Source organism: Mesorhizobium sp. USDA 4413, from assembly GCF_056280365.1.
Genome location: NZ_JBVPRP010000001.1, coordinates 2,929,892 through 2,955,300 on the forward strand (window position 1 = coordinate 2,929,892; position 25,409 = coordinate 2,955,300).

The following is a 25,409-nucleotide window of genomic DNA, read 5'->3' on the forward strand; positions in this document are numbered from 1 at the left end:
GTGGGGGAGATGCCCGGCAGGGCAGAGGGGGCGCCAAGGATCACGGCGCCGGAGGATCAAGGTTCCTCGCCCCACGAATGTGGGGAGAGGTGGCTCGGCGAAGCCGAGACGGAGAGGGGGCGCCCTATGAAGCCCCTCTCCGTCCGCTTCGCGGCCACCTCTCCCCGCCTTTGGCGGGGCGAGGAACCCAAGCCCTGTTAAGCCGGCGGGACAGCGCCTCCTCTGTCCTGTCGGACATCTCCCCCACAAGGGGGAAATTTCCCGTCCCGTCGCCGGCTCCTTACTCCAGTCCGACGAGGGTCTCTTCCTCAATCACCTCAACGCCACCCAGCCTGAAAGGCGCGAAGGAGGCCCGGTGCAGCCTTGCCACCGGCCCATGCGTCTCGATCGCGGTACGGTGCCGGACCGTCGCATAGCCCATGTGCACCTCGAAGCCGTAATGCTCGTGATGTCCGCCGCAGCCGCACATCATGCGGTCGCGCATCACCTTGGCAACGATCGAGGCGGCGGCGATCGATTGCGAGCGCTGGTCCCCCTTGATGAGCGCCCGGCCTTCGCAGGCGAGACCGGGCGGAACGTCGCGGCCGTCGGCCAAGGCGAGCTTCGGTTGCAGCGAGAGGCCCGCAGCGGCGCGGCGCATCGCTTCGAGGCTTGCCTTCAGGATGTTGCTGTTGTCGATGCCTTCGGCGCTGATCGAGGCCACCGAGACACTCAGCGCCGAGCCGAGGATCTTGAGGAACAGCGCCTCGCGCTGCAAATGAGTGAGGCGTTTGGAATCGTCGAGGCCTTCCGGAATATTGGCGGGATTGAGCACCACCGCGGCGGCCACCACCGGACCCGCCAGCGGACCGCGGCCTGCTTCGTCCATGCCGGCGACCGGCCACAGCCCGTCGGCTATCGCCTTGGTCTCGATCGAGAAGTCGGGCTTCTCGGCCATTTCAAAGAGAAGCGGAGAATCGGAACGCGGGCGAGCCATGGTGCGGCGAGGTTCGCATCGGCTCCGATTCTCCGCAAGTCCTTCCGGGTCGGATGGGGCGTCGGACCGGGAAGGCACCGTCTCACGGCCGGGGGGACAAGGGCCGGACGGAATTCTTGAAAGGGCTGCCATTCCAGACGGAAATTCGCTTTGCCTGGAATTGCTTAGCGCCGGTCGTCATGGCCGGCGCAGGCGTCAAAGCAACATCAGCTGCTCGCCGGCGCCGGAGCCTGCGACGAATTGGTCGGTGCGAAGCTGCCGTCGCTCGACATTGAGGCCGAGCCGCTTGGCGGCGATCTCGAAGCGCCGGCCGATCTGCCAGGCGTAGGGACCGGCGCCCTTCATGCGCTTGCCCCACTCGGAATCGTAATCCTTGCCGTCGCGCATCGACCGGATCAGCGACATCACATGCCGGTACCGGTCCGGATAATGCCGCAACAGCCAATCCTTGAAGATCGGCGCCACCTCGAGCGGCAGGCGCAAGATGACGTAGCCGGCCTCACGCGCGCCGGCGGCCCTGGCCGAATCGAGGATGCGCTCCATCTCCGGATCGTTGAGACCGGGGATGATCGGCGCCACCATCACCGATGCCGGAACGCCGGCATCCGAAAGCTGTCTGATCGCCTCCAGCCGCTTCGTCGGCGTCGACGCGCGCGGCTCCATGGTTCTCGCCAGCATCCGGTCCATCGTCGTCACCGACAGCGCCACCTTGGCGAGGCCGCGCTCGGCCATGCGCGACAATATGTCGATGTCGCGCGTGACAAGCGCCGACTTCGTGACGATACCGACCGGATGGCCGCGCGCCTCCAGCACCTCCAGAATCTCTCGCATGATCCGATATTGCTTCTCGATCGGCTGGTAGGGATCGGTGTTGGTGCCGATGGCGATCGTGCGCGGCTGATAGCCCGGCTTCGACAATTCCCGGTCCAGCATGCGCGCCGCATCCGGCTTGGCGAACAGCTTCGATTCGAAATCGAGTCCCGGCGACAGGCCCATGAAGGCATGCGTCGGCCTGGCAAAGCAGTAGACGCAGCCATGCTCGCAGCCGCGATAGGGATTGATCGAACGGTCGAAGGAGATGTCGGGCGACTCGTTGCGCGTGATGATGGTGCGCGGCTTTTCGACTTGCACTTCCGTCTTGAACGGCGGCAGTTCCTCCAGTGAGTTCCAGCCGTCGTCGAACACATGCCGGCTGACCGGCTCGAATCGGCCGGACGGGTTGATGCCGGCCGAGCGGCCGCGATTGCGGTCGGGCCGCACCCGCATGCCGCTCTGCTCGATCATCGCGTTCGCCATCTCGGCTCTTCCTGCTCCGAAAGCGGCAATGTCGGCGCGCACGATCTGTTCCATTTTCGCCCTCTCCCAGGGACTGTCGGCAGGCTTTCGAATCGCTCTGTTCATGAAACTATTCCTATTTTGCCGATGAGAACAAAGCAAGAACTTTTTCGCTTGGAGCCGCAACTGGCGCATCGCCGCACTTTCCGCTATTCGGCTAAAAATGCTCAGCGTTGTCATCGAAACCAAGAACGACGAGGAGGGGCTCGCCCGTACGCTCGCCTCGCTGGTCGGTGGCGCGGTCGAAGGCGTGGTCCGCGACGTGATCGTCTGCGATCAAGGCTCGACCGACCAGACGCATCCGGTGGCCGAGCATGCCGGCTGTCATTATGTGACCGGCGGGATCGCCATGGGCATCGGCCAAGCCAAGGGCGATTGGCTGCTGTTGCTGGAACCCGGTGCCCGGCTAGCCGAAGGCTGGATCGACGAGGTCGTCGCCCACACGGCGAGACAGACCATGCCGGCGCGATTTTCGCGCGCCCGCGCCGATCGCGCGCCTTTCCTGGCTCGGATCTTTTCGGGCAACCGTGCGCTGGCCGAAGGCCTCGTCATCAGCAAGCGGCAGGCTTCGGCTCTGGCAAAGAGCGCGCGCAGCGCCGAAGCCCTGGCGCGCGGCCTGGCGACCAGGCGGTTAAACGCCGAAATCTGGGTGGCGCCGCCGAAGTGATGCCAGCTTCCTTCTCCCACAACGGAGAAGAAAGAAAGCGCTGTCCCTGCCCGTCAAATCCCCCCGTCAAATCCGTTGAATTTCAACCGGCATCCAGGCGCTGCGGCGCCTGGCCAGGCGTTGCTCGCGTGTTTCGGCATCGAAACGGACAGCGATCGGCTCGCGACAGAACCGTTCGCGCTCGTCAAGCGCGTTGACGATGACGATCGCCCTGGCGGCGTCACCTTCGCCAGCGATTGCCGCGACATAGACGCCGCAGTCGCGGCAGACGAGATAGTCGGCGGTGCGCAGGCCAAAGCGGTAGACCTGCAGTCGATCCCCGTCCGAGACCGAAACCACCAACCTGCCGTTCGGATCGGCCGCCGCGCGCGAGCCATGCCGAGTGCAGAAGGAGCATTGGCAGGCGCGGATTTCCAGCGCGGCCGGATCGAGCGCGGTGGAGAAACTCAGGCGGATATTGCCGCAATGGCAGCCGCCGCTGTGAACGGTCAGGCGGATCCTCCCTTGTTCGCAGCACAAGGTACTTTGCCGGCGCCGTCCTCGAAATGGCTGCTCGCAGGCGCCAGTGGTATTCCCGCCTGCGAACCGGAAGCCGGTTGGGGGCTTTGCCTGCGGTTACGAGGCCGGCTTGCCGCCGCGCCGAAGATGCTCGTCAAGCCGCGGGATGATCTCGACGAAGTTGCAGGGCATGTGCCGGTAGTCGAGCTGCGCCTTGATGATGCCGTCCCAGGCGTCCCTGCAGGCGCCGGGCGAGCCCGGCAGCACGAAGACGAAGGTGGCGTTGACGACGCCGCCGGTCGCCCGACTCTGGATCGTCGAGGTGCCGATCTTGTCGTAGGAGATGCGGTGGAAGACTTCGGAAAAGCCGTCCATCCGTTTTTCGAAGATCGGCTCCAGCGCCTCCGGCGTCACGTCGCGGCCGGTGAAGCCGGTGCCGCCGGTGGTGATGACGACGTCGATACCTTCGTCCTTCGACCAGCCGAGCACCTTGTCGCGTATCTCGTCGCGGTCGTCGGTCACGATATCGCGTGCGGCAAGCACATGGCCGGCGTCCGTGATGCGGTCAGCCAACGTCTGGCCGGACTTGTCGTCGGCAAGGCTGCGCGTGTCGGAGACGGTCAGCACCGCGATGCGCACCGGGATGAAGGGCCGGCTCTCGTCAAGCTTCGCCATCGCCCACCTCCATGCTGCGTGTCGCAGCGACGAACCAGTCGGGATGGCGGGCACGGATCGCGACCGCCGCGCGCTTGGCGACATTGCCGGTCTCGAACAGGCCGAAGCAGGTGGCGCCGGAGCCCGACATGCGCGTGAACGCGGCGTCGGCGCGTTTGAGCGCCTTGAGCGCCTCACCGATCGCAGGTTCGATCAAACGGGCGGCAGCTTCGAGGTCGTTGCGCGTCGTCTCCAGCCAGTTGCGGACGGCGTGGAAGTCGAGGCGCTTCGGCAGCGGCGGCAGTATCTCGTTGTCGCGGCTGGAGAGCGCCTTGAACACGTCCGGTGTCGAGACGGCGACGCCCGGATTGACCAGGACGAGGCCGAGCGCCGGAAATGCGGAGAGCGGCGACACGTCATCGCCGATACCGCGTGCGATCAGCGGCTTTGACTTCAGGCACATTGGCAGATCGGCGCCGAGCGAAAGCCCGATCCGCGCCAGCGAAATGTCGTCGATGTCGAGCTTCCAGAGCTGCGCCAGGCCGTTGAGCGCGGCCGCCGCGTCGCTGGAGCCGCCGCCGACGCCGGACGCGATCGGCAGGTTCTTCTCTAGCCTGATGGCGACCGGCGGCGCATGTCGCGCGCCGGCCTCCCGGCGCAAGGCATCGCGTGCCTTCACAACCAGATTGCCGTCGTCGAGCGGCAGGCCGGCGGCATAACGTCCGGATACGGAGAATTCGTCATGCCCGGCCGGTCCGATCTCGAGCCGGTCGCCGAAGCGGGCGAAAACGGCAAGGCTGTCAATGAGATGGTAGCCGTCGGCGCGCCGTCCGGTGACATGCAGCGCCAGATTGATCTTGGCCGGCGCAAGCCATGTCCGGACTTCTGTGCCGGGCTCCAGAATGTCGGCTGCTGGCGAGATGGCTTCAGTCCTTAGCGAGACGGTATTCGCCGGTCTTCGGATCCTTGACCAGCGTTCCCATCGTGCCGTTCGCCGCCTGTTTCTCGGTGCGCCGGATCTTGGCTGTTACGCGTTCGGCCTCGCGCACGAAAGCGCGGTAGCCGAAGTAAGCGGCGGCGCCGATAACAATGAAGAAAATGATCTGCGGCATCTCAAACTCCTCCCGCGGTCTCGCGGCAAGGCCGGCCGGATGGGTCGGTCAAGCGGCCATGCTAGACGCAATCATGGCTTTTTCAAAGCCCGAAGCGTGCCCACAATGCGCGCTCTTCCGCCGCATCGAGCACGCCGTTTGCGGCGGCAGCGGCGATATCGGGCGCCGAGAAGCGCGACCCGAACAGGCCGAAACGGCCAAACAGCCCGCGCGGCGCGGTGATCAGCTTGAGCTGCGTCTTGTCGCCGAAACGGGTCTTGAGCACGCTGCGCATATCGCCCAGCGCATCGACAAGGCCGAGCTCGAGGCCCCGCTTGGCGGTCCAGAACAGGCCGGTGAACAGGTCCGGGTCGTCCTTGAGCTTGCTGCCGCGCCGTTCCTTGACGAGCTCGATGAAGGTCTCGTGCACTTCGAGCTGCAGCGCCTTCAGCCGCTCCACATCCTCCTTCTTCTCGGGCTTGAACGGATCGAGCACGGCCTTGTTCTGGCCGGCGGTGTGGACGCGCCGCTCGACGCCGATCTTCTTCATCAGCTCGGGAAAACCGAAGGAGGCGGAGACCACGCCGATCGAGCCGACGATCGATGAGGGGTCGGCGAAGATCTCGTCGCCGGCGACCGCTATCATGTAGCCGCCCGAGGCCGCCACATCCTCGACGAAGACCAGCACCTTCTTGTTCTTTTCCGTGGCAAGGTCGCGGATGCGTTTGAAGATCAGGCGCGACTGCACCGGCGAGCCGCCCGGCGAGTTGATCGAGATGGCAACTGCCGGCGCGTCGAAGCCGAACGCCTTTTCGATGACGCCGGCCGTCGAGGCGAGCGACAGGCTCGGCCGGAACTGGCCGCCGCCGGCCATGATGGCGCCTTGCAGCCGGATGACCGGAATGGTGACGACTGTTGAGCGCCAGGATTTCGGCAGCAGGCGGTTGAAGAGGCGTTTCACGAACGGGTGTCTCCGGTGGAATACAAAGGAGCAAGATGAGATCAGTTAAGTCGGTAGGCGCGACGTCATCTTGCTTTGGCATGTAGGAATTCGCCGTCCAACGGCAATGCCGCATCGCGCGCCCCGGATCAATCGCCGAACAGCGACGCCAGGCCGTTGTTGATCATTTCCGTCCGCGCCGTCGGCCCGTTGCCGGACGGTCCGTGCAAGGTGAGCGGCGGGCGGATGGACAATTTCCCGCGCGCCCCGAGCGCGGCCCTGACGACGATGCGGATCGCCGCCGCGTCCGGACGCGGATGCACGCACAGCATCTCGGCATCGCCGAAGCGCCCTTCGATCGCATCGAGGATGGCGACCAGTTGCTCGGGCCGCGCGATGACGGCCAGCCCGCCGCGCGGCCTGACGACGGCGGCGCCGCTCCTGATCCAGCGCTCGAACAGCCCGTCCTCGGTCACATGCGCCTGCCGGCGCAGCGCGTCAGGCGTCGAGCGGTCCTCGGCCGCGTTGAAAGGCGGGTTCATGATGACGAAGTCGAAGGAATTGTCGGCAAGCCCGGCTTCCGCTCGTGCCCGGCCGGTCTGCGTCACGTCGGCCGTCAGCACGGAGGCGCGGTCGCCGAGATGCGCGTTCCCGGGATGCGAAAGCGTGGCGGCGGCGAACCCCGCCATTTCGGCCGAGCGCTCGACCAGCACGGCCCGTGCTGCCGGGCAGCGCGACAGCACGGCAAGGGCCGCTGCGCCGGCGCCGGCGCCGAAATCGGCGAGCCGGCCGGAAAAGCCGGACGGCACGGCGGCCGCCAGCATCATGGCATCCATGCCGGCGCGGTGACCGCCGCGGCTCGGCTGCACCAGCCAGAAGCGTCCGCGATGGAAGGCGTCGACCGTGTGCGCCGGCGTATCCGGGACGGGAACGGTGCTGGTTGCCATTACTTTTTGCGGATCTCGTTCTCGATACCGGCATCCTTGAGGATACGGCGCGCGGCGTCGATCTTCTCGGCATCGACCATCACGCGCCGGGGCAGGATGCCGAGCGACCCGTCGAGCACGCTCATATTCTGGTCGGCGACGAAACAGGCGATGCCGGCGTCGCGCATCAGCGATTCGACAAAGGAGATGACGACGGCGTCATTGGTGCGGACAAGCTCGATCATGGAACGAAAATCGCAGGTTGCGGCGTTCCTGTAAACGTCGGGGCCAAACACGCGAAGGTAGAGCCGCGCCAATTCGCCTCTTGCCGTGCCCGGTTGTGCCGACCTAGAGTCGGCGCGGGACTAATGCATGTCGCCCAGAACTGCGTAGCGGTTCTGGGCACAACGACATGCATCAAAACAATAACTTGAAGCGTGCCGCCTGAATTCGTTTCAGTGCGAGGCGTTGCAAGGGGGCCGTCGTACGCGTCAATTGACGGGAGTTGTCGTGGTGGGTGTCGTTCTCAACATCGAAGGCAAGCGGGAACCCGCTTCCATCAAGGATCTGATCGATCTGACCGCCGCCGACATGGGGCGCGTCAACGAGCTGATCCTGTCCAAGGCCGGGTCCGACGTCGAGATGATCCCGGAGATCGCCAATCACCTGATCTCCTCCGGCGGCAAGCGGCTCAGGCCCATGCTGACCCTCGCCGCCGCGCAGATGTTCGGCTATTCCGGCGAAGGCCATGTCAAGCTCGCGACCGCCGTCGAGTTCATGCACACCGCGACGCTTCTCCACGACGACGTGGTCGACGAGAGCGCGCTGCGCCGCGGCAAGAAGACGGCGCGCATGATCTGGGGCAACCAGGCGAGCGTACTGGTGGGCGATTTTCTGCTCGGCCAGGCTTTCCGCATGATGGTCGAGGTCGGCTCGCTGGAAGCCCTCGACATCCTGTCGAGCGCAGCCTCCATCATCGCCGAAGGCGAGGTTATGCAGCTTGCGGCGGCCAAGAACCTCGACACCACCGAGGACGAGCATTTCGCCGTCATCAAGGCCAAGACCGCGGCGCTGTTCTCGGCCGCGGCCGAAGTCGGGCCGGTGATCGCCCAGGCCTCGCGCACCGACCGCGCCGCACTTCGCTCCTACGGCATGAATCTCGGCCTCGCCTTCCAACTCATCGACGATGCGTTGGATTACGGCGGCTCCAGCAAGGATCTCGGCAAGAATGTCGGCGACGATTTCCGCGAGGGCAAGGTGACGCTGCCGGTGATCCTCGCCTACCGCCGCGGCACCAAGGCCGAGCGCAGCTTCTGGAAGCGCGCCATCGAGGAAAACGTCACCGACGACGCCGGGCTCGAAAAGGGGATCGGCCTGATGGCCCGCCATGGCGCCATCGCCGACACGATCAGCCGCGCCCGCCATTTCGGCGAGATCGCCCGCGATGCGCTGGCGCCGCTGGAGGCGACGCCGCAGAAGTCGGCGCTGATCGACGTCATCGATTTCTGCATCAGCCGCGTCAACTGAGCTGACTGCCTTGAAGGCGCCTGCCTGGCATCCGCCGGGCAGGGCGTCTGTGAATCCCGCGCTGGCCGTCTCGACAAGAGGCAGCCCGGCAAATTATCTATAAAATATGGCCAGCACAGAAGACACGATCGCTGTCCGCATCAGCAAGGAACTGGCGGACCGCATCATTTCGGGCGCGATCGAGCCCGGCTCGCGGCTGCGCCAGGATCATGTCGCCGAGGAATTCAACACCAGCCATGTCCCGGTGCGCGAAGCCTTCCGGCGCCTGGAGGCGCAAGGCCTGGCGATCAGCGAACCGCGCCGTGGCGTGCGCGTCGCCTCTTTCGATCTCGGCGAGGTCAGGGAGGTGGCCGAGATGCGGGCGGCGCTCGAAGTGCTGGCGCTGCGTCATGCCGCGCCGCATCTGACGGCGTCGATCCTCGACCAGGCCGAGGAGGCGACCAAGGCCGGCGACAAATCCCGCGACGTTCGTTCTTGGGAAGAGGCCAATCGCGCCTTCCACCGGCTGATCCTGGCGCCTTGCAACATGCCGCGCCTGCTTTCCACCATCGACGACCTGCATGCCGCGAGCGCGCGCTTCCTGTTCGCGGCCTGGCGCTCGGAGTGGGAAACCCGCACCGACCAGGATCACCGCGCGATTCTGAGCGCGCTGAGACAAGGCAACACCGAATCGGCCGCCGCGACGCTGGGGCGGCACGTGCAATGGATCGGCCAGAAGCCGGTCAAGACCGCTTCTGGCAAGACGCGCGAGGCGTTCGCCATCGTGGGGTGATGATCGGCGACTGGCAACTGGCCGAGGCATCTCAACCTCGTCATTCCAGGGCGGAGCAAGGAGCGAAGCGACGCGCGCAGACCCTGGAATCCATGCCGTTACGTCGAAGCCTTGCAGCGGTGCAGAACGACCTCTGTTCTGCCCCGCTTGCCATTCGGCCAAGGTCACAGCATGGATCCTAGGGTCTATGCGAGGCCGCTTCGCGGCTGCTTCGCTCTAGGATGACGAACCTGCGGGCTTGCCAACCGTTTCAAAATGTGGATTCGATAATAGATCGAATAAAGAAATTATCTATAATTTCAGTCCAACCAGGGAAGACACCGTGACCAACGCAGCCATTTCGACCCGCAAATCCTCCTTCAGCCCGTTGCGGCTGCAAAGCCGTCCGCTCGCTTGGCAGATCGGCGCCGTGATCCTCGGTTCGCTATTCCTCGCGCTGTCGTCCTATATCGAGGTGCCGATGGTGCCGGTTCCGGTGACGATGCAGACCTTCGCCGTTACGTTGGTCGGCGCGCTCTATGGCTGGCGCTTCGGCGCGCTCACCACCGCCGCCTGGCTGGTCGAAGGCGCGGCAGGGTTTCCGGTGCTGGCGGGCGGAGCGGCCGGGATACAACATTTCGTCGGTCCGACCGGCGGCTATCTCTTCGCTTTCCCGGTCGTCGGCGCCGTCGTCGGCTGGCTGGCCGAGCGCGGCTGGAACGGCAACCACGTCATGCTTGCCTTTGCCGCCATGCTCATCGGCAACCTGCTTTGCCTGGTTCTCGGCACCGCCTGGCTTGCCGTCATGATCGGCACGGAGAAGGCGATCACCTTCGGCTTCCTGCCCTTTATCGTCGGCGGATTGCTCAAGTCGGCGCTGGGCGCGGCGACGCTGAAGCTCTTTTCCACCGATCGGGCGGAACCGCGCGAGCGCTCGTCCGGGACGCGATGACCGTCAGGCTGCGCGCCCATCATCTGCTTTGCCTGCTGACCTATGTCGGCAAGGGCTATTCGCCGGCCTTCACCGCCAATTACGACCAGGTGGTGAAGCGGCTGGGCGAGGGCGAGGGGGTTTTGATCGTTTCCGGTCCGGACGACATCTGCGCCCCGCTGCTCGACGAACCCGAGCCGCATTGCCTGCGCGAAAGCGCCGCCGAGCGGGACCGGCTCGCCGCGCGCGACGTGGGCGCTTTCCTCAACCGACCGATCCGGGCTGGAGACCGGTTCGTGCTGGACGCCTCCAGCGTGGCTGGGATGCGGGAGGCTTTTTCGGCCGGCCTGACGCGCCAGGCATGCTCCGGCTGCGAGTGGTCCGGCCTCTGCGGCGCGGTTGCCGCCGGCGGGTTCAGCGATACGCGTCTTTAGAGCATGATCCCGAATAGCGGGACCCGGTTTTCGGAAAAGAGTATGCTCCAACAAGGAGCGAGATCAGGGGGACGTTCAACGGAACGTATCCTGATCCAGGCAACTCGGTACCACATGTCGGCGTCCCGGACCTCCGCGCGGGATGTTTTCGGCGGCGCCGCATCGTTTTGTAAGCCAGATGATTGCATTGTGATTCGCTCGGCGATTGAAGCTCGACCCCAAAAAGGCCATGCTTTGACCGGAAAAGATCGAGTCTGTGGGCGGTCCGCCAAGGGGGATCGCGTCTGGCTGAAAGGGATACGATGCGGCAAGGACGTGCGCGCTGGCTGACGAGGCTGGCATTTTTGACCGGTGTGGCGCTTTGGGTGCTGCCGGTCCAGGCCAAGGAAGATGCCCAACCGCTGCAGATCACGTCGTTCTCGGGCGCCTATCTTGCAGCCCATATCGCCGAAAGCGACAACGATCTCGACGACGCGATCGCCTATTACAAGCAGGCGCTGGCCTTTGCGCCGAACGACAAAGACCTGCAGCAGAGCCTGATGCTGGCTCTCGTCGCGCAAGGCCGCTTCGAGGAATCGCTGGTCTATGCCGACAAGCTGAAGGAAGTACCGGATGTCGAGCGCTTCTCGCGTCTGGCGCTGGCCATCGATTCCTTCCACAAGAAGGACTACGCCAAGGCGCAGTACTGGCTGAAGCTCTCGCTCGAATCCGATCTCGACCGGCTGCTTTCCGGCGTCATGGACGGCTGGGCCAAGGAGGGCGCCGGCAACGCCTCCGAGGCCATGGAGTCCATCGATAAGCTCAAGGGGCCGGACTGGTTCGGCCTGTTCAAATCGTTCCACCGCGCGCTGATCGCCGACGCCGCCGGCCTGAACGACAAGGCCGATGCGATCTATGCCGCCACGCTCGCCGACACCACGGCCGGCGGCTCCGCGCCCGAAACCTGGATGCGCAATGCCCAGGCCTATGCCTCATTCCTCGCCCGCAAGGGCGACAAGTCGAAGGCTCTGGCGGTGTTGAACCAGGCCGAGGCCTTCGCCCCGGGCAAGCTCGAGATCACCACGCTGCGCGACCGCATCGCCAAGGGCGACAAGATCGAGCCGTTGGTGGCCGGCCCGGCCGACGGCGCGTCCGAAATCCTGCTTGACCTTGCCACCGCGCTCAACCGCGGCGGCGGCGAGCCTTTCGTGCGGCTTTACCTGCAATACGCGCTGGCGCTGAAGCCAGACAGCGATGCGGCCCTGGTGCAGCTTGCCGCGGTCGCCGAGCAGCTCAAGGACGGCGAGGGCGCCATCGCGCTTTACCGCCGCATTCCGGCATCCTCGCCGCTGAAGGAGCTTTCCGACCTGCAGCTCGGCCTGAACCTCGCCGATCTCGACAAGCATGACGAGGCGATCGCTCATCTCAAGGCCTATCTCGACAAGCATCCGGACGACATGCGCGCCTATCTGGCACTTGGCGGCGTCTACGGCTCGAAGGAAGATTTCCGCTCGGCCGCCAATCTCTACGACAAGGCCGTCGAGCAGCTGAAGACGCCGACCGCCGCCAACTGGAACATCTTCTACCAGCGCGGCATCGCCTATGAGCGGCTGAAGGAATGGCCGAAGGCCGAACCCAATTTCCGCAAGGCGCTGGAGCTGCAGCCGGACCAGCCGCAGGTCATGAACTATCTCGGCTATTCTTGGGTCGACATGAACATGAACCTCAAGGAAGGCCTGGCAATGATCCAGAAGGCCGTGGATCTCAGGCCGAACGATGGCTACATCGTCGATTCGCTGGGCTGGGCCTATTACCGCATGGGACGCTTCGACGACGCCGTGCGCGAGATGGAGCGCGCCGTCTCGCTGAAGCCGGAGGATCCGGTCCTCAACGACCATCTCGGCGATGCCTACTGGCGCGTTGGTCGCAAGCTCGAAGCCACTTATCAGTGGACCCAGGCGCGCGACCTGAAGCCGGACCCGGATGTGCTGGCCGCCCTGCAGCAGAAGCTGCTCAAGGGTCTGCCGCCGATCGAATCCAACACCGCGCAGGAAACCCCGAAGGTGAAGCCGGTGCCGGCGCCCGCGCCGAAGGGCTGAGCGACTTTCGTCGACGTTCAACAAAACGGGGCTCGTCGAGCCCCGTTTTCGTTCGGCTTGGAGTCTGTCGAGCTTGGGCAGGTCCGGCCCTACTTTCGAGATTGGCCTAGACTCCCATCGTCATCCACGGGCGGAGCAGGGAGCGAAGCGACGCGCGCAGACCCTAGGATCCTGTGTGTTGGTTTCGGTGTATGGTTGAAGTGGGAAGGAGACCGAGTGGATCCTGGTCGTCCTTTCGGACAGGCCGTGGCATGGCCCGGTCCTTTCCCACCGGTGAACCATCAACCTGAACAGTTGCACGGGGCTGTTCCAAGCAGACCCCGCACCACAGGAAGAGGCGTGGACATGATAATGCAGAACTATGTCGGCTGCGACATCTCAAAGCAGTGGCTGGACTTTTTTGATGAGACAAGCGGCCGTCTTCGGCGCATCGACAACCAGGCCGATGCGATCGCGGCCTATGTGGCGGGGCTTGATCCCAGTCGGGACTTCGTCGTCATGGAGGCGACGGGTGTCCATGACCGGCTGCTGCGCCATGCGCTGGCCAAGGCCGGCGTGCCGTTCTCGCGGCACAATCCGGCGCACACACACCATTATGCCAAGTCGACCAGACGGCGCGCCAAGACCGATCCGCTCGACGCCAGGATGCTGAGCGACTATGGCCGCCGCTACAACCCTGAGGCCGAGCCGGCGCCGCGCGAAGAAGTCGAGCAGCTTCAATCGCTTGCCGCTCATCGCGATCAACTGGTCGGGATGCGGGCAACGCTGAAGAAGCAACTCGGCGAGGCCTTCCAGGAGATCGTCATCACCAGCCTCAAAGGCCTGATCGCCGGCCTCGATGCACGCATCAAGGCGTTCGAGGGCCAGATCGCCGAAGTCATTCGTCAAGCCGAGGACGCCGCCCGCGATTACACGCTCATGGTCTCCGTGCCCGGCGTCTCCAAGGTCGGCGCATTCTCGCTGCTGGCGCTCCTGCCCGAGCTCGGCAAGCGCTCACCCAAGGCGATCGCCGCGCTCGTCGGCCTTGCCCCCTTCGACAACAAGAGCGGCAAGCTCACACGCAGGAGCCAGATCCAGGGCGGGCGATCACGCGTGCGCCGCGCCCTCTACATGGCAGCCCTAACGGCCATCAGAACCTGCGACCGGTTCAAAACCTTCTACACAGCGCTTGCTGCCCGGTCGGGCTCCAAGAAACTCGCCATCATCGCCGTCGCAAGGAAGCTCTTGGTCGTGCTCAACGCTATCATCAGAGACAAAACCGCATTCGCATGAACACAGTTGCCATGCCGTGACCTGGAAGCGCCGCCACGGTGGAGAATTCTGCTCCGCCGGGTTCTTCGATCAAGGTCACGGCATGGATTCCAGGGTCTCCGCGACGCCGCTTCGCGGCTGCTCCGCCCTGGAATGACGAGGTTGGTGGGCTTTAGCCAATCTCCAGCGTTGGCGCTCATCTCGCAAAAATGGACGATGAAAGTCTTGCTGCCCGGCGGGCGGGGGCACTCAAATCCCTATACCGAGGGACTAGAACATCTTGCGATAAACCACGAACCCGGACTTCTCGCCGATCTTATTGTAGAGCTGCATCGCGGTGTGGTTCGTCTCATGCGTCAGCCAGTAGACGCGGTTCGCGCCCGCTTGGCCAGCGCGTTCATAGACGCCTTCGATCAGCGCCCGGCCGATCCCCTGACCGCGCACGGCCTGCGAGGTAAAGAGATCCTGGAGGTAGCAGCTCGGCGCGATCGATGTCGTCGAGCGATGGTAGAGGTAGTGGACCAGGCCGAGCAGGTTGCCCTCGCGCTCGGCCACCAGCGCGTGCACCGGCTCGTACGCGTCGAAGAAACGCGACCAGGTCATCTGCGTGATCTCGCCGGCAAGCGCCGTCGGGCCGGAGCGCCCGTAAAACGCGTTGTAGCCGTCCCAGAGCGGCAGCCATTGTTCGTAATCCTGCCTTGTGACGGGTCGGACGGTGAGTTGACCGGACATGGCGAAACCTCTGTCATTGACGTCGAACGGAGCAAACGGCGGCCGTCGCCCGACGGCAATGGGCCAGCCAGCCGCAAAGCTTTCCGCCTTGCCGGATGTCAGCCACCGCCTTGACGCTTGCCGGCCCGGCAACTAGGGAAACGCCATCCTGCGCTTTCCGAGGCCGCCGTGACCATCGAGATCCCCGCCCATATGCATCCCAGCCGCTCCTTCCAGGGGCTGATCCTGACCTTGCACAATTACTGGGCGGACTATGGTTGCCTCATCCTGCAGCCCTACGACATGGAGGTCGGCGCTGGCACCTTCCATCCGGCGACCACCTTGCGCGCGCTGGGCCCGTTGCGCTGGAATGCCGCCTACGTCCAGCCCTCGCGCCGGCCGAAGGACGGCCGCTACGGCGAGAACCCGAACCGGCTGCAGCATTATTACCAGTACCAGGTGATCCTGAAGCCCAATCCGCCGAACCTGCAGGAGCTCTATCTCGGCTCGCTGGAAGCGATCGGCGTCGACCCGCTGCTGCACGACATCCGCTTCGTCGAGGACGACTGGGAAAGCCCGACGCTCGGCGCCTGGGGGCTCGGCTGGGAATGCTGGTGCGACGGCATGGAAGTCTCGCAGTTCACCTATTTCCAGCAGGTCTGCGGCATCGAATGCGCGCCGGTTGCGGGCGAGTTGACCTACGGTCTCGAACGACTCGCCATGTATGTGCAGGGCGTCGACAATGTCTACGACCTGAACTTCAACGGCCGCGAAGGCGCTGAGAAGGTCACCTATGGCGACGTCTTCCTGCAGGCCGAGCAGGAATATTCGCGCCACAACTTCGAATTCGCCAACACCGCGATGCTGCTGAGACACTTCGAGGACGCCGAGGCCGAGTGCAAGGCGCTGCTCGATGCCGGCACGCCGAAGCCCAGCGACAATTTGGCGATGCACCGCATGGTCTTTCCGGCCTATGACCAGTGCATCAAGGCAAGCCATGTGTTCAATTTGCTCGACGCGCGCGGTGTGATTTCCGTCACCGAGCGGCAGAGTTACATTCTGCGCGTACGCAACCTCGCCAAGGCTTGCGGGGAGGCGTTCCTGAAGACGCGGGCGGGCGGCCTTGCGGCTTAGCCCAAAGTCACGCTGGCGATCTCGGCGGCTGCAATCGGCAACGTTATCTGGGCAGTCGCGGCATCGATCGTGCGCAGTGCCTGTCTCACGCCCGGCATCGAGAACGTGCCGTGCATCTGGGCGGTGAAGCAGGCGCTCAGTGTCAGGATCTGCAGCATTCTCGAAACCGTCTTCATGGTCGTTCAGCCAATAGTTCTCCGCCTGAGCGTTGGTCGCTTCAGTGCCGCGTTTGGTTCATGGGATGCCTGCTTTTAAGACGGCTGGGCTCGCTTCGTCCCGACAAAGACCTGAAAATTTCCCGATATGGGTCTGATTTGCGATCGGCGGGCAGGGTGACAGGCGCGAGCCGAGTTGCTATGCGCTTCTACCTCCCCCTTGATGGGGGAGGTCGCCGCGAAGCGGCGGGTGGGGGTGATTGGCGCTTCCCTATGCCAAAACTTGACCGTTTCAAGTTGCATTCCGCACGAAGGCTCCGCGCCTCGATGACGGACGAAGAACGACTGCTGTGGCAGCACCTGTGGCGCATCCCGGTCGAAGGGACACATTTCCGCCGGCAGGCGTCAGTCGGCGCCTACTATCCAGATTTCGTCTCGCATCGGCTGAAGCTGATTGTCGAAGTGGATGGCTCCCACCACAGCGCTGATGATCAGCTGCGCCACGATGAAGATCGAACACGGTGGTTTGAAAGCCAAGGCTATCGCGTCTCTCCGCTTCTGGAATCATGAGATAAAAAACGAACTGGATTCCGTGCTCGATACAATTTATGCGGCGGTGGAAGAACGGAAATCACACCTGCATCTGCGCGATGGTGCCGAAGGTATTGGCGGCTGAGAGGCCGCCACCCCGCCCCGGCGCTACGCGCCGACCCTCCCCATCAAGGGGAGGGTGGGGAGCTTAACTATGCCTGACCTGCTTTTAGAACTCCGCTCGGAAGAAATCCCCGCACGCATGCAGCGCAAGGCTGCCGGCGATCTCAGGAAGATGCTGACCGACGGTCTGGTCGAGGCGGGCCTCACCTATGAGGCGGCGCGCGAATATTGGACGCCGCGCCGCCTGGCTCTCGATATCCGTGGCTTGACGGCGCGCTCGAAGGACATCCGCGAGGAGATCAAGGGGCCGTCGACCACCGCGCCCGAGCAGGCCGTGCAGGGTTTCCTGCGCAAGGCCGGGCTTTCATCGATCGCAGACGCCCATGTCCATTCCGACCCGAAGAAGGGAGACTTCTACGTCGCCCACATTTCCAAGCCGGGCCGGGCGGCGGAGGAAATCATCGCCGAGCTGGTGCCGGGCATCATCAGAAATTTCCCCTGGCCGAAATCGATGCGCTGGGGGCCGGCCTCGGCGAAACCCGGCTCGCTGCGCTGGGTGCGGCCGCTGCAGTCGATCGTCTGCACCTTCGGCCCGGAGACCGAGGAGCCGGTCGTGGTCGATTTCGAGATCGACGGCATCCGCGCAGGCAACGTCACCTATGGCCATCGCTTCCATGCGCCAGGCCCGATCACCGTGCGCCGCTTCGACGACTATGTCGCGAAGCTCGAAGCGGCCAAGGTCGTTCTCGATGCCGACCGGCGCAAGGAGATCATCCTTGCCGATGCCCGCAACATCGCCTTCGCCAACGGTCTCGATCTCGTCGAGGACGAGGGCCTGCTGGAGGAAGTCTCCGGCCTGGTCGAATGGCCGGTCGTGCTGATGGGTGAGTTCGAGCAGGACTTCCTCACCATTCCGGGCGAGGTCATCCGCCTCACCATCCGCGCCAACCAGAAGTGCTTCGTCACCCGGCCGCAGGGCGCGGGCGAGGACCTGTCGAACCGCTTCATCCTTGTTGCCAACATCGAGGCGACCGACGGCGGCAAGGAAATCGCCTACGGCAACGGCAAGGTGGTGCGCGCCCGCCTGTCTGACGCGCTCTATTTCTGGAAGACCGATCAGGGCGATTTGCCCGACCTCGACCAACTCACGGAATCGGCGGCGAAGTTCGGCCTGGACCTGGAGAAGCCGCTCGACCAGCGCATGGCGCGGCTCGATCATCTGAACGTGACCTTCCATGCCAAGCTCGGCACGCAAGGGCAGCGCGTGGAGCGCATCAAGCGGCTGGCGGAAGCGCTGGCCCCGGTCGTCGGCGCCGACAGCGCGCTCGTCACCCGCGCGGCCGTGCTCGCCAAGGCCGACCTGCAGACGGAGGTGGTCGGCGAGTTCCCTGAATTGCAGGGCGCCATGGGTCGCAAATATGCGCTGCTGCAGGGCGAGCATGCATCCGTGGCCGCAAGCGCCGAGGAGCACTACAAGCCGCAAGGCCCATCCGATCGCGTGCCGACCGATCCGGTCTCGGTTGCGGTGGCGCTTGCCGACAAGCTCGACACGCTGACAGGCTTCTGGGCGATCGATGAAAAGCCCACGGGCAGCAAGGACCCGTTCGCCCTGCGCCGCGCTGCGCTTGGCGTGGTCAGGATCCTCATCGAGAACCGTATCCGTCTGGCGCTGACGTCAGTTTTCGCCAAGGCTTTTGCGAATTTGAAGAGCGGCGCGGATCAGTCGTCCGACCTCCTCGCCTTCTTCCACGACCGCCTGAAAGTCTACCTCCGCGACCAGGGCGCCAGGCACGATCTGATCGACGCCGTCATCACGCCGCGGTCCGACGACCTCCTGCAGATCGTGCGCCGCGTCGAGGCGCTGGGCTCTTTGCTCGACACCGACGAGGGCAAGAACCTGCTTGCCGGAACCAAGCGCGCCGCCAACATCCTGGCCGCCGAGGAGAAGAAGAAAACGCTGGTCGCCGAGGCCGTTGAGCCGGCGCGGTTCCGCGAGGAAGGGGAAAAGAAGCTCTTTGCTGCGGTGAATCAGGCTGAGAAGGAAGCCGGCCAAGCAATTCAAAAGGAAGATTTTTCCGCCGCCATGCTGGCGCTTAGCGTATTGCGTGAACCGGTTGATTCATTCTTTGAGGGTGTTCTCGTGAATGATGAGGACCAGGCAGTGCGCGCCAACCGCCTGGCGCTGCTTGCCCGCATCCGCGCCGCCACCGATCAGGTTGCGGATTTTTCAAAGATCGTCGGCTGACGGCGAAGGAAACGCGTCTGCGAGATCTACCCGCATCCGTTAGGATGCGGGTAGATCAGAGCAATTGGCCGCCCGAAATTTAATGCGTCGGAGCCGGCTTACAGTCATACGGCGATGACCTCCACGTGGGAGAACCAATGCATGTCGCCCGGAAGTGTGCAGCGGTTTCGGGACAACGACATGCATCAGACAAAAGACGTTCCCAAACCACGGAGGCATGCCATGAATTCCGTTGACGATATCGATCTGATTGAAGAGACCCCGGCCGCCGCCGAGGCCATCGAATCCGTTTCCGAAAACATCCTCGACCACGCCGCCGCCGCGGCGGTCGAATCCGCCGATCCTGCTGAGGACGATGAGGACGAAGAAGAAGACAGCGACGACGAAGAAGACGCCACTGCCTCGGCCGACGATGAGTCGGAAGACGAGGATGAACATGACGACGAAGACGGCGAGGACGACGACGCCGACGAAGAGGCCAAAGCCTCGGGCGACGATGAATCCGACGACGAGGATGAAGATGGCGACGAGGATGAAGACGACGCGGACGAAGACGACGACAAGGAAGAAGCGGCCTGAGCCGTTTCCCGTCGTCTGAAGTATGGGCGGCGCGTTCTGCGTCGCCCCTTTTCTCAGGCTCGTCAGTCTTCCAGGAAGATTGACCGTCAATCAGGAAGATTGATGCGTCAATCTTCGACGATGCTGACCCGCACGCTGTCCGGATAGACGTCGACCTCGATCAGCGGCTCGCCATTGACGATAGCGCGCCGGGTCGAGCTGCTCATGGCGCCGCCGCGTTCCAGCATGCGCTGCAGGTCGGCGCGCGAACCGTCGCTGCGGAACCAGGGGTCGCTCTGGTCGTCGCTGTCGCGCCGGTGGAACTTGTGCCAGTTGGCGCGGTCCTGCCGCACCATTTGCGCCGCGCTGCTGAGCGGATAGCCGTCGCTGGCGCGATGATCACGATCGGAAATCCGTGCGACGTAAGAGCCGAGCATGTCGTCGGCCCGCACCGCGCCCGCGCCCAGTATCGTCGCCGCCACCAGTGCGGCAACGGTCATTGCTTTCAAAACAGTCATGAAATCCCCATTGAAACGCCAGCGTGATAGTGCCCGATCCGGATGACGGGAATCGGACAGCGAGAGCAATCCCAGGAAAAGTGTGAACGGTTTTCCGTCCGGAATTGCGTCCCGACAAACAGCGCCTAACACATCGAACGCGTATCCAGTGTGATCTACATCGCCTTGCCGACGCGCGGCAGCGGCTGGGCATTTGGCGGCTGCGCCGGTTGTTGCGCGCCGGCCTGGGCACTCTCCGTCGCGGCCGGCTGGCTGCCGGTTTTGCCGTTCGAAGCGGAGGCGGTGCCGTTGGCAGGCGTTGCCGGCGACGTGCCGTTTGCCGGCGCGGCCGCGGGAGTGGTTGCCGGCGTTGCGGGCTTGGCCGCCGCGGTTGCCGCGGGCGTTGCGAAAGCGCCGCCGACAACGCCGCCGCGAATGATCATCGGGGCCTGATGGTGGCCGGACCTCTCGGGAATCGCAGCGACCTTTTCGTCGGTGACGGCGGGCACAGGATCGCCCAGCGCTATCATCGACGGCGTCGAGGCCGAGGACAACTTGGCCGGTTCGATCGCATTCAGCCTGATGACCGAAGGCGTCGAGGTCGAGGGGCCGACCACGACGATCGACGAGGCATGTGCCGCGCCGTTGATCGCCAGAAGGCTGATACCGAACGCTCCAAGCAAACGCATCACGACAACTCCCAAGCCCGCAACCGCATCCAACCCGCACCCTAAGCAGGTCCGCAAAAGTGTCCCACGGTTTTGCGATCAGAACCTGCGAAAACCCAGGAAACCTAAACAGATATTCGTGGGGTACCCCACGAATATCTGTTTAGGGCCGGCAGATTGAAGCCGGCTTGCGCGGAAACTTAACATTTTAGGGATTGATAAATCGCCAATGCCCGCCCTTGCCCGGCGGAAGCGACCGTATTACGGGACCGGCATGTTCAGGACTGGTGACGAATTTGGCTGAGATACTGGCGGCCGGCGAGGCTATGGAGCAGGCATTGGCGCTGCTCGAAGGCGGCGACGTCGTCGCCATTCCGACCGAGACGGTTTACGGCCTAGCGGGCGATGCCACCAACGGCGTCGCCGTGGCGCGCATCTTCGAGGCCAAGGGCCGGCCGCGCTTCAACCCGCTGATCGCCCATGTCGCAAATCGCGCGATGGCGGATCGTATTGCCGGCTTCGATCGGCTCTCGGCAAAACTGGCCGAAGCCTTCTGGCCCGGCCCGCTGACGCTGGTACTGCCGCAGCGCGCCGACAGTGGCATCCATCCGCTGGTCACCGCGGGGCTGGACACGATCGCGCTGCGCATGCCGCGCGGGTTCGGCGGCGAACTGATCGCGCGGCTCGGCCGGCCGCTCGCAGCCCCCAGCGCCAATTCTTCAGGCAGGATCAGCGGCACCACGGCGCAGGCCGTCGCCGCCGATCTCGGCGACAGGATCAAGCTGGTCGTCGATGGCGGCGCGACGCCGGTCGGCCTTGAATCGACTATTCTCAAGGTCGAGAACGGCAAGCTGCGGCTGCTGCGGCCCGGCGGCATCGGCGCCGAGGAAATCGAGGCGGTGGCCGGCGCGAAACTGTCGCGCGGCGCGGGCGGCATCGAGGCGCCGGGCATGCTCGCCTCGCATTATGCGCCGGGCGCCGCGATGCGGCTGAATGTCGGAAAGATTGCTGAAGGCGAGGCGTTGCTGGCCTTCGGCCGCAACCGCGCCGAGGGCTGGGAACGGGCCGTTGCGCTGCGCAACCTTTCCGAAGCGGGCGACCTGCGCGAGGCGGCAAGCAATCTGTTCGCTTTCATGCAGGCGCTCGACCGCAGCGGTGCCGCGACCATCGCCGTCGAGCCGATCCCGTTCGAAGGCTTGGGAGAGGCGATCAATGACCGGCTCGCGCGCGCCGCCGCGCCGCGTGACAAGACCGCTTGAGCCTATCTCTTTGTTTTGATGCAATTTCGGACGGAACCGCTTCGCACTTTTCCTGGAATTGCTCTAGGTTCTGACCCATGAACGACCAGCCTTTCGACCTCGACCCCGCCGTAATCGACCGCTTTGTTGCGATCGTCGGCGACAAATATGCGTTGCGCGACCAGGCCGACATCGCGCCTTACATCACCGAGCGGCGCGGCCTTTGGCATGGCCGCACATCGCTGGTGCTGAGGCCGGGCAGCGTCGAGGAAGTGAGCCGCATCATGCGGCTTGCGACCGAGACCGGAACCCCGATCGTGCCGCAGAGCGGCAACACCGGGCTGGTCGGCGCCCAGGTGCCGGACAAGTCCGGCCGCGACATCGTGCTCTCGCTGTCGCGGCTGAACCAAATCCGCGAGATCGATGTGCTATCGAATACGGTGACGGCCGAGGCCGGCGTTATCCTGCAGACGCTGCAGGAAGCGGCCGACGCCGCCGACCGGCTGTTTCCGCTTTCGCTCGCCGCCCAAGGCTCCTGCCAGATCGGCGGCAATCTCTCCTCAAATGCCGGCGGCACCGGCGTGCTCGCCTATGGCAATGCGCGCGAGCTCTGCCTTGGCGTCGAGGTCGTGCTGCCGACCGGCGAAGTGTTTGACGATCTGCGCAAGCTGAAGAAGGACAACACCGGCTACGATCTGAAGAACCTCTTTGTCGGCGCCGAAGGCACGCTGGGCGTCATCACCGCCGCGGTGCTGAAGCTGTTTCCGAAGCCGAAGGGCAGGGAGGTCGCCTTTGCCGGCCTGCCGTCGTCCCCGAAAGACGCGCTGTCACTGTTCACCTTGGCGATGGACCGCGCGGGCGCATCGCTGACCGCTTTCGAGCTGATCGCCAGAAGGCCCTACGATTTCACGCTCAAGCACGGGCAAGGCATCACCCGGCCGCTGGCCGACGACTGGCCGTGGTACGTGCTGATGCAGGTTTCTTCCGGCCGTTCCGAGGAAGACGGCAGGGCGCTGATCGAGGAGATCCTGGCCGAGGCTCTCGATCAAAGCATCGTCGGCGACGCGGTGGTGTCGGCAAGCCTTGCCCAGGGCGACGCCTTCTGGAATTTCCGCGAGACGCTGCCCGAATGCCAGAAGCCGGAGGGCGCTTCGATCAAGCATGACATTTCGGTGCCGATCGCCTCGATCCCCGACTTCATCGAAAAGGCGGCCGGCGTGGTGGAAGGGGTCTGTCCCGGCGCGCGCGTCGTCTGCTTCGGCCACATGGGCGACGGCAATCTGCACTACAACATCTCGCGCCCCCTCGATTGGCAGGACGAGGCGTTCCTCGAACTCTACCATCCCATGAACAAGGCCGTGCACGATGTCGTGCGCTCCTTCCATGGTTCGATCTCGGCCGAGCACGGCATCGGCCAGCTGAAGCGCGATGAGCTGATCGCCACGGCCCCGCCGATGGCGATCGACCTGATGCGCCGCGTGAAGGCGGCGTTCGATCCGGCCGGCATCATGAATCCCGGTAAGGTTATCTGATTCTTCCTGAATGCGGTCGCCGGTCGCATTCCGATAACCATCGCCAAGATCAGCAAAATTTAACCGACTTTCTTAAGCGCGCCGGTAAGAAGCGAGCGCTAATTTTTCTTCCCATAACGAGGCCGGAAAAACCGGCCCTGAGAGAACCGGAAAAACGGCCCTCAGGACTAACAGGGAAGACATCGATGAACACTGGACTGAAGCCAGTCTGGGCCGGGCGCAACATGCGTCTCGACCCGTTTCGCCTGCCGCAGATGGTGAGCTATGCCACCCGCGACGACTACGGCGACGTGACCTTCACCATCGACCAGCGCGGTGCCGTCATCCGCCGTGTGCTGGAGATGAGCGGCGTGCCGGCGATCATCGCGCTGCCCGCCAAGGCGTTCCGCGGTGTCGCCGCCCGCGCCATGGAGGATCCGGACGGCAACGTCACGGTGACACTCGAGCTCCTGCACAATGATCCGATGCTGTCGGTGCCGCTGCTGGTCGCCGACGACCTCGAGGACGTCGCCGCCGACTGGCGCGCCTGGGCCGACGCCTATGGCCTGCCGATGCTGCTGATCGAAGCCGACGGCATCGCCCGCACGCTGGAAGAATCGCTCGGCGCCGCCATCAAGGCGCTGCCGCCGCAGGAACGCCGCAAGGGCCGCGTCTCGACCATGCGCCGCCCGCGCTTCCTCGCCCGCCGCAAGGCCGGCAATCTGGGCTTGAGGCTCGTCATCGACGGCCAGGAGATTATTGCGAGAGAGTAGGTTTCTTCTCCCCGTCACTATACGGGGAGAAGTGCCCGGCAGGGCGATGAGGGGCAGCGCCGACCTAGGCGTTCGGCCACCTCGAACTCCATCCCTCGTACGAGTTGTATCGGCGCCGTGGATTCGGCTTTGCTTTCAAGGTTGGCGCTGCCCCTCATCCGGCTGCCGCCACCTTCTCCCCGTGCAACGGGGAGAAGGGAGACTACACCAGCGGCTTCAGCCAAATCCACACCGAGCCGCCGATCAGGCCGAGGAAGATCAGCCAGCCGACCTGGTTGTTCGACTTGAACAGTTTCAGGCACTGGTCCGGATTGTTGATGTCGAGCCGGATGATCTGGCGCGCCATATGCGCGCCGGCGGCGATCAGCCCGGCCAGCGCCACGATCGGCACCTGCGCCGAGGCAAAGGCGATGGCGAAGCAGATCAGCGCGCCGCCATAGAGCCCGGTGAGCCAGGTCTTGGTGTTGTCGCCGAACAGCCGCGCCGTCGAGCGCACTCCGACGATGGCGTCGTCTTCCTTGTCCTGATGCGCGTAGATCGTATCGTAACCGATCACCCACAGGATCGAGCCGATATAGAGCATGATCGCCGGGTCATCGATGTCGCCGAACTCGACTGCCCAGCCCATCAGCGCGCCCCAGGAGAAGGCGAGCCCAAGCACGAATTGCGGCCAGTTGGTGATGCGCTTCATGAAAGGATAGACCGCGACGATCGCAAGCGAAGCGATGCCGAGCGGAATGGCAAAGCTGTTGAACTGCACCAGCACGGCCAGGCCCACCAGCGCCTGGATGATGACGAATGCCCAGGCCTGGCGGCGCGTCACCTTGCCCGCCGGCAACGGCCGCGAGCGGGTGCGCTCGACCTGGTTGTCGATGTCCTCGTCGGCGAGGTCGTTATAGGTGCAGCCGGCCCCGCGCATGGCAACGGCGCCGATGAAGAACAGCAGCAGGTACCAGGGCGCCGGAAGCAGCGTCAGCAGCGGGTCGGTCGGGCGCGGATAGGCGCCCGCGGCAAGTGCGGCCGACCACCAGCAGGGCCACAACAGCAGCTGCCAGCCGATCGGCCGGTCCCAGCGCGCAAGCTGCGCATAGGGCCAGAGCCAACGCGGCAGCACCCGGTAAACCCAATGGCCGCTCGGCGCATCGGCGACACGGCCCTGGATCGCTTTCGACTGGACGGTTTCCATCACGCTGGAGTGGCAGCAGC

General features: G+C 64.5%; 28 protein-coding genes and 1 pseudogene. 15 read left to right on the top strand and 14 right to left on the bottom strand.

Annotation, left to right across the window (positions count from 1 at the left end; translation table 11 throughout):
- Window positions 1-280: 280 nt before the first annotated feature.
- Window positions 281-976, bottom strand: a complete 696-nt coding sequence (locus ACVMIM_RS14025; RefSeq protein ID WP_476112597.1) for a ribonuclease HII — start codon at window positions 974-976, stop codon at window positions 281-283.
- Between the two features lie 195 nt (window positions 977-1,171).
- Window positions 1,172-2,326, bottom strand: a complete 1,155-nt coding sequence (locus ACVMIM_RS14030) for a PA0069 family radical SAM protein (protein WP_320246361.1) — start codon at window positions 2,324-2,326, stop codon at window positions 1,172-1,174.
- A 148-nt stretch (window positions 2,327-2,474) separates the two neighbouring features.
- Between ACVMIM_RS14030 and ACVMIM_RS14035 the strand changes: the two genes are divergently transcribed.
- Window positions 2,475-2,978 (top strand): glycosyltransferase, encoded by a 504-nt coding sequence (locus ACVMIM_RS14035; RefSeq protein ID WP_476112598.1) that lies wholly within the window; start codon window positions 2,475-2,477, stop codon window positions 2,976-2,978.
- A 66-nt stretch (window positions 2,979-3,044) separates the two neighbouring features.
- Here ACVMIM_RS14035 and ACVMIM_RS14040 read toward each other — a convergent pair whose 3' ends face one another.
- The 7 genes from ACVMIM_RS14040 to ACVMIM_RS14070 all read right to left on the bottom strand — a co-directional run bounded on the left by ACVMIM_RS14040 (window position 3,045) and on the right by ACVMIM_RS14070 (window position 7,332).
- On the bottom strand, window positions 3,045-3,497 hold the full coding sequence (locus tag ACVMIM_RS14040) for a GFA family protein (RefSeq protein ID WP_476112600.1): 453 nt from the start codon (window positions 3,495-3,497) through the stop codon (window positions 3,045-3,047).
- Window positions 3,498-3,593: 96 nt separating this feature from the next.
- Window positions 3,594-4,151, bottom strand: a complete 558-nt coding sequence (gene moaB / locus ACVMIM_RS14045) for a molybdenum cofactor biosynthesis protein B (RefSeq protein ID WP_476112602.1) — start codon at window positions 4,149-4,151, stop codon at window positions 3,594-3,596.
- Complete coding sequence (locus ACVMIM_RS14050) at window positions 4,138-5,031, bottom strand: 4-(cytidine 5'-diphospho)-2-C-methyl-D-erythritol kinase (RefSeq protein WP_476117216.1); 894 nt, start codon at window positions 5,029-5,031, stop codon at window positions 4,138-4,140. The genes moaB and ACVMIM_RS14050 overlap by 14 nt, the downstream gene beginning before the upstream one ends.
- 25 nt (window positions 5,032-5,056) lie before the next feature.
- Complete coding sequence (locus ACVMIM_RS14055) at window positions 5,057-5,242, bottom strand: membrane protein (protein ID WP_041002518.1); 186 nt, start codon at window positions 5,240-5,242, stop codon at window positions 5,057-5,059.
- An 82-nt stretch (window positions 5,243-5,324) separates the two neighbouring features.
- Window positions 5,325-6,182, bottom strand: coding sequence for a S49 family peptidase (locus ACVMIM_RS14060; RefSeq protein ID WP_476112604.1), 858 nt, complete (start codon window positions 6,180-6,182; stop codon window positions 5,325-5,327).
- Window positions 6,183-6,310: 128 nt separating this feature from the next.
- The gene (locus tag ACVMIM_RS14065; protein ID WP_476112606.1) at window positions 6,311-7,108 is read right to left on the bottom strand and encodes a tRNA1(Val) (adenine(37)-N6)-methyltransferase; all 798 of its coding nucleotides are present in this window, start codon (window positions 7,106-7,108) and stop codon (window positions 6,311-6,313) included.
- Window positions 7,108-7,332: a putative signal transducing protein gene (locus ACVMIM_RS14070; protein ID WP_041002512.1), complete on the bottom strand. Its 225-nt coding sequence runs from the start codon at window positions 7,330-7,332 to the stop codon at window positions 7,108-7,110. The genes ACVMIM_RS14065 and ACVMIM_RS14070 overlap by 1 nt, the downstream gene beginning before the upstream one ends.
- 268 nt (window positions 7,333-7,600) lie before the next feature.
- On the opposite strand from ACVMIM_RS14070, the gene ACVMIM_RS14075 reads away from it, so the two are divergent.
- The 6 genes from ACVMIM_RS14075 to ACVMIM_RS14100 all read left to right on the top strand — a co-directional run bounded on the left by ACVMIM_RS14075 (window position 7,601) and on the right by ACVMIM_RS14100 (window position 14,080).
- A complete protein-coding gene (locus ACVMIM_RS14075) occupies window positions 7,601-8,614 on the top strand; it encodes a polyprenyl synthetase family protein (RefSeq protein ID WP_476117218.1) in 1,014 nt (337 codons plus the stop codon).
- Window positions 8,615-8,720: 106 nt separating this feature from the next.
- Window positions 8,721-9,386, top strand: coding sequence for a GntR family transcriptional regulator (locus ACVMIM_RS14080; protein WP_476112608.1), 666 nt, complete (start codon window positions 8,721-8,723; stop codon window positions 9,384-9,386).
- Window positions 9,387-9,708: 322 nt separating this feature from the next.
- Window positions 9,709-10,317, top strand: a complete 609-nt coding sequence (locus ACVMIM_RS14085; RefSeq protein WP_476112610.1) for a biotin transporter BioY — start codon at window positions 9,709-9,711, stop codon at window positions 10,315-10,317.
- Window positions 10,314-10,730, top strand: coding sequence for a DUF1284 domain-containing protein (locus ACVMIM_RS14090; RefSeq protein WP_476112612.1), 417 nt, complete (start codon window positions 10,314-10,316; stop codon window positions 10,728-10,730). The genes ACVMIM_RS14085 and ACVMIM_RS14090 overlap by 4 nt, the downstream gene beginning before the upstream one ends.
- Before the next feature lie 302 nt (window positions 10,731-11,032).
- A complete protein-coding gene (locus tag ACVMIM_RS14095) occupies window positions 11,033-12,808 on the top strand; it encodes a tetratricopeptide repeat protein (protein ID WP_476112613.1) in 1,776 nt (591 codons plus the stop codon).
- A 345-nt stretch (window positions 12,809-13,153) separates the two neighbouring features.
- The gene (locus tag ACVMIM_RS14100; RefSeq protein WP_476111376.1) at window positions 13,154-14,080 is read left to right on the top strand and encodes an IS110 family RNA-guided transposase; all 927 of its coding nucleotides are present in this window, start codon (window positions 13,154-13,156) and stop codon (window positions 14,078-14,080) included.
- 249 nt (window positions 14,081-14,329) lie between these two features.
- Here ACVMIM_RS14100 and ACVMIM_RS14105 read toward each other — a convergent pair whose 3' ends face one another.
- On the bottom strand, window positions 14,330-14,791 hold the full coding sequence (locus ACVMIM_RS14105) for an N-acetyltransferase family protein (RefSeq protein ID WP_476112614.1): 462 nt from the start codon (window positions 14,789-14,791) through the stop codon (window positions 14,330-14,332).
- Between the two features lie 192 nt (window positions 14,792-14,983).
- Here ACVMIM_RS14105 and ACVMIM_RS14110 point away from each other — a divergent pair, with 192 nt between their 5' ends.
- Window positions 14,984-15,904: a glycine--tRNA ligase subunit alpha gene (locus ACVMIM_RS14110; RefSeq protein ID WP_278049782.1), complete on the top strand. Its 921-nt coding sequence runs from the start codon at window positions 14,984-14,986 to the stop codon at window positions 15,902-15,904.
- On the opposite strand, the gene ACVMIM_RS14115 is transcribed toward ACVMIM_RS14110, so the two are convergent.
- Complete coding sequence (locus tag ACVMIM_RS14115) at window positions 15,901-16,080, bottom strand: hypothetical protein (protein WP_041002497.1); 180 nt, start codon at window positions 16,078-16,080, stop codon at window positions 15,901-15,903. The genes ACVMIM_RS14110 and ACVMIM_RS14115 overlap by 4 nt on opposite strands.
- A 306-nt stretch (window positions 16,081-16,386) precedes the next feature.
- Here ACVMIM_RS14115 and ACVMIM_RS14120 point away from each other — a divergent pair.
- The 4 genes and pseudogenes from ACVMIM_RS14120 to ACVMIM_RS14135 all read left to right on the top strand — a co-directional run.
- Window positions 16,387-16,524, top strand: a pseudogene (locus ACVMIM_RS14120) (endonuclease domain-containing protein); the annotation flags it as partial.
- Between the two features lies 1 nt (window position 16,525).
- The gene (locus tag ACVMIM_RS14125; protein ID WP_476112615.1) at window positions 16,526-16,735 is read left to right on the top strand and encodes a DUF559 domain-containing protein; all 210 of its coding nucleotides are present in this window, start codon (window positions 16,526-16,528) and stop codon (window positions 16,733-16,735) included.
- Between the two features lie 69 nt (window positions 16,736-16,804).
- Window positions 16,805-18,958, top strand: coding sequence for a glycine--tRNA ligase subunit beta (gene glyS / locus ACVMIM_RS14130; protein WP_476112616.1), 2,154 nt, complete (start codon window positions 16,805-16,807; stop codon window positions 18,956-18,958).
- Window positions 18,959-19,180: 222 nt separating this feature from the next.
- Window positions 19,181-19,537, top strand: coding sequence for an ATPase (locus ACVMIM_RS14135; RefSeq protein ID WP_476112618.1), 357 nt, complete (start codon window positions 19,181-19,183; stop codon window positions 19,535-19,537).
- Window positions 19,538-19,644: 107 nt separating this feature from the next.
- Here ACVMIM_RS14135 and ACVMIM_RS14140 read toward each other — a convergent pair whose 3' ends face one another.
- Both ACVMIM_RS14140 and ACVMIM_RS14145 read right to left on the bottom strand, forming a co-directional pair.
- The gene (locus tag ACVMIM_RS14140; RefSeq protein WP_476112620.1) at window positions 19,645-20,034 is read right to left on the bottom strand and encodes a hypothetical protein; all 390 of its coding nucleotides are present in this window, start codon (window positions 20,032-20,034) and stop codon (window positions 19,645-19,647) included.
- A 155-nt stretch (window positions 20,035-20,189) separates the two neighbouring features.
- Window positions 20,190-20,702: a hypothetical protein gene (locus tag ACVMIM_RS14145; protein WP_476112622.1), complete on the bottom strand. Its 513-nt coding sequence runs from the start codon at window positions 20,700-20,702 to the stop codon at window positions 20,190-20,192.
- Window positions 20,703-20,977: 275 nt separating this feature from the next.
- Between ACVMIM_RS14145 and ACVMIM_RS14150 the strand changes: the two genes are divergently transcribed.
- From ACVMIM_RS14150 to ACVMIM_RS14160, 3 genes are all read left to right on the top strand, one after another.
- Window positions 20,978-21,940 (top strand): L-threonylcarbamoyladenylate synthase, encoded by a 963-nt coding sequence (locus ACVMIM_RS14150; RefSeq protein WP_476112624.1) that lies wholly within the window; start codon window positions 20,978-20,980, stop codon window positions 21,938-21,940.
- Window positions 21,941-22,017: 77 nt separating this feature from the next.
- A complete protein-coding gene (locus ACVMIM_RS14155; protein ID WP_476112626.1) occupies window positions 22,018-23,451 on the top strand; it encodes an FAD-binding oxidoreductase in 1,434 nt (477 codons plus the stop codon).
- 185 nt (window positions 23,452-23,636) lie between these two features.
- Window positions 23,637-24,203, top strand: coding sequence for a DUF6101 family protein (locus ACVMIM_RS14160; protein ID WP_041002489.1), 567 nt, complete (start codon window positions 23,637-23,639; stop codon window positions 24,201-24,203).
- Window positions 24,204-24,405: 202 nt separating this feature from the next.
- On the opposite strand, the gene ubiA is transcribed toward ACVMIM_RS14160, so the two are convergent.
- Entirely contained in the window at window positions 24,406-25,389 is a 984-nt protein-coding gene (gene ubiA, locus ACVMIM_RS14165) for a 4-hydroxybenzoate octaprenyltransferase (protein ID WP_476117220.1), read from the bottom strand.
- Window positions 25,390-25,409 lie beyond the last annotated feature (20 nt).

Coding starts and splice junctions, on each gene's coding strand:
- ACVMIM_RS14025 (WP_476112597.1), bottom strand. CDS start 976: ATGGCTCGCCCGCGTTCCGATTCTCCGCTTCTCTTTGAAATGGCCGAG.
- ACVMIM_RS14030 (WP_320246361.1), bottom strand. CDS start 2,326: ATGGAACAGATCGTGCGCGCCGACATTGCCGCTTTCGGAGCAGGAAGA.
- ACVMIM_RS14035 (WP_476112598.1), top strand. CDS start 2,475: ATGCTCAGCGTTGTCATCGAAACCAAGAACGACGAGGAGGGGCTCGCC.
- moaB (WP_476112602.1), bottom strand. CDS start 4,151: ATGGCGAAGCTTGACGAGAGCCGGCCCTTCATCCCGGTGCGCATCGCG.
- ACVMIM_RS14055 (WP_041002518.1), bottom strand. CDS start 5,242: ATGCCGCAGATCATTTTCTTCATTGTTATCGGCGCCGCCGCTTACTTC.
- ACVMIM_RS14065 (WP_476112606.1), bottom strand. CDS start 7,108: ATGGCAACCAGCACCGTTCCCGTCCCGGATACGCCGGCGCACACGGTC.
- ACVMIM_RS14070 (WP_041002512.1), bottom strand. CDS start 7,332: ATGATCGAGCTTGTCCGCACCAATGACGCCGTCGTCATCTCCTTTGTC.
- ACVMIM_RS14080 (WP_476112608.1), top strand. CDS start 8,721: ATGGCCAGCACAGAAGACACGATCGCTGTCCGCATCAGCAAGGAACTG.
- ACVMIM_RS14090 (WP_476112612.1), top strand. CDS start 10,314: ATGACCGTCAGGCTGCGCGCCCATCATCTGCTTTGCCTGCTGACCTAT.
- ACVMIM_RS14095 (WP_476112613.1), top strand. CDS start 11,033: ATGCGGCAAGGACGTGCGCGCTGGCTGACGAGGCTGGCATTTTTGACC.
- ACVMIM_RS14100 (WP_476111376.1), top strand. CDS start 13,154: ATGATAATGCAGAACTATGTCGGCTGCGACATCTCAAAGCAGTGGCTG.
- ACVMIM_RS14105 (WP_476112614.1), bottom strand. CDS start 14,791: ATGTCCGGTCAACTCACCGTCCGACCCGTCACAAGGCAGGATTACGAA.
- ACVMIM_RS14110 (WP_278049782.1), top strand. CDS start 14,984: ATGCATCCCAGCCGCTCCTTCCAGGGGCTGATCCTGACCTTGCACAAT.
- ACVMIM_RS14115 (WP_041002497.1), bottom strand. CDS start 16,080: ATGAAGACGGTTTCGAGAATGCTGCAGATCCTGACACTGAGCGCCTGC.
- ACVMIM_RS14125 (WP_476112615.1), top strand. CDS start 16,526: ATGGCTCCCACCACAGCGCTGATGATCAGCTGCGCCACGATGAAGATC.
- glyS (WP_476112616.1), top strand. CDS start 16,805: ATGCCTGACCTGCTTTTAGAACTCCGCTCGGAAGAAATCCCCGCACGC.
- ACVMIM_RS14135 (WP_476112618.1), top strand. CDS start 19,181: ATGAATTCCGTTGACGATATCGATCTGATTGAAGAGACCCCGGCCGCC.
- ACVMIM_RS14140 (WP_476112620.1), bottom strand. CDS start 20,034: ATGACTGTTTTGAAAGCAATGACCGTTGCCGCACTGGTGGCGGCGACG.
- ACVMIM_RS14145 (WP_476112622.1), bottom strand. CDS start 20,702: ATGCGTTTGCTTGGAGCGTTCGGTATCAGCCTTCTGGCGATCAACGGC.
- ACVMIM_RS14155 (WP_476112626.1), top strand. CDS start 22,018: ATGAACGACCAGCCTTTCGACCTCGACCCCGCCGTAATCGACCGCTTT.
- ACVMIM_RS14160 (WP_041002489.1), top strand. CDS start 23,637: ATGAACACTGGACTGAAGCCAGTCTGGGCCGGGCGCAACATGCGTCTC.
- ubiA (WP_476117220.1), bottom strand. CDS start 25,389: ATGGAAACCGTCCAGTCGAAAGCGATCCAGGGCCGTGTCGCCGATGCG.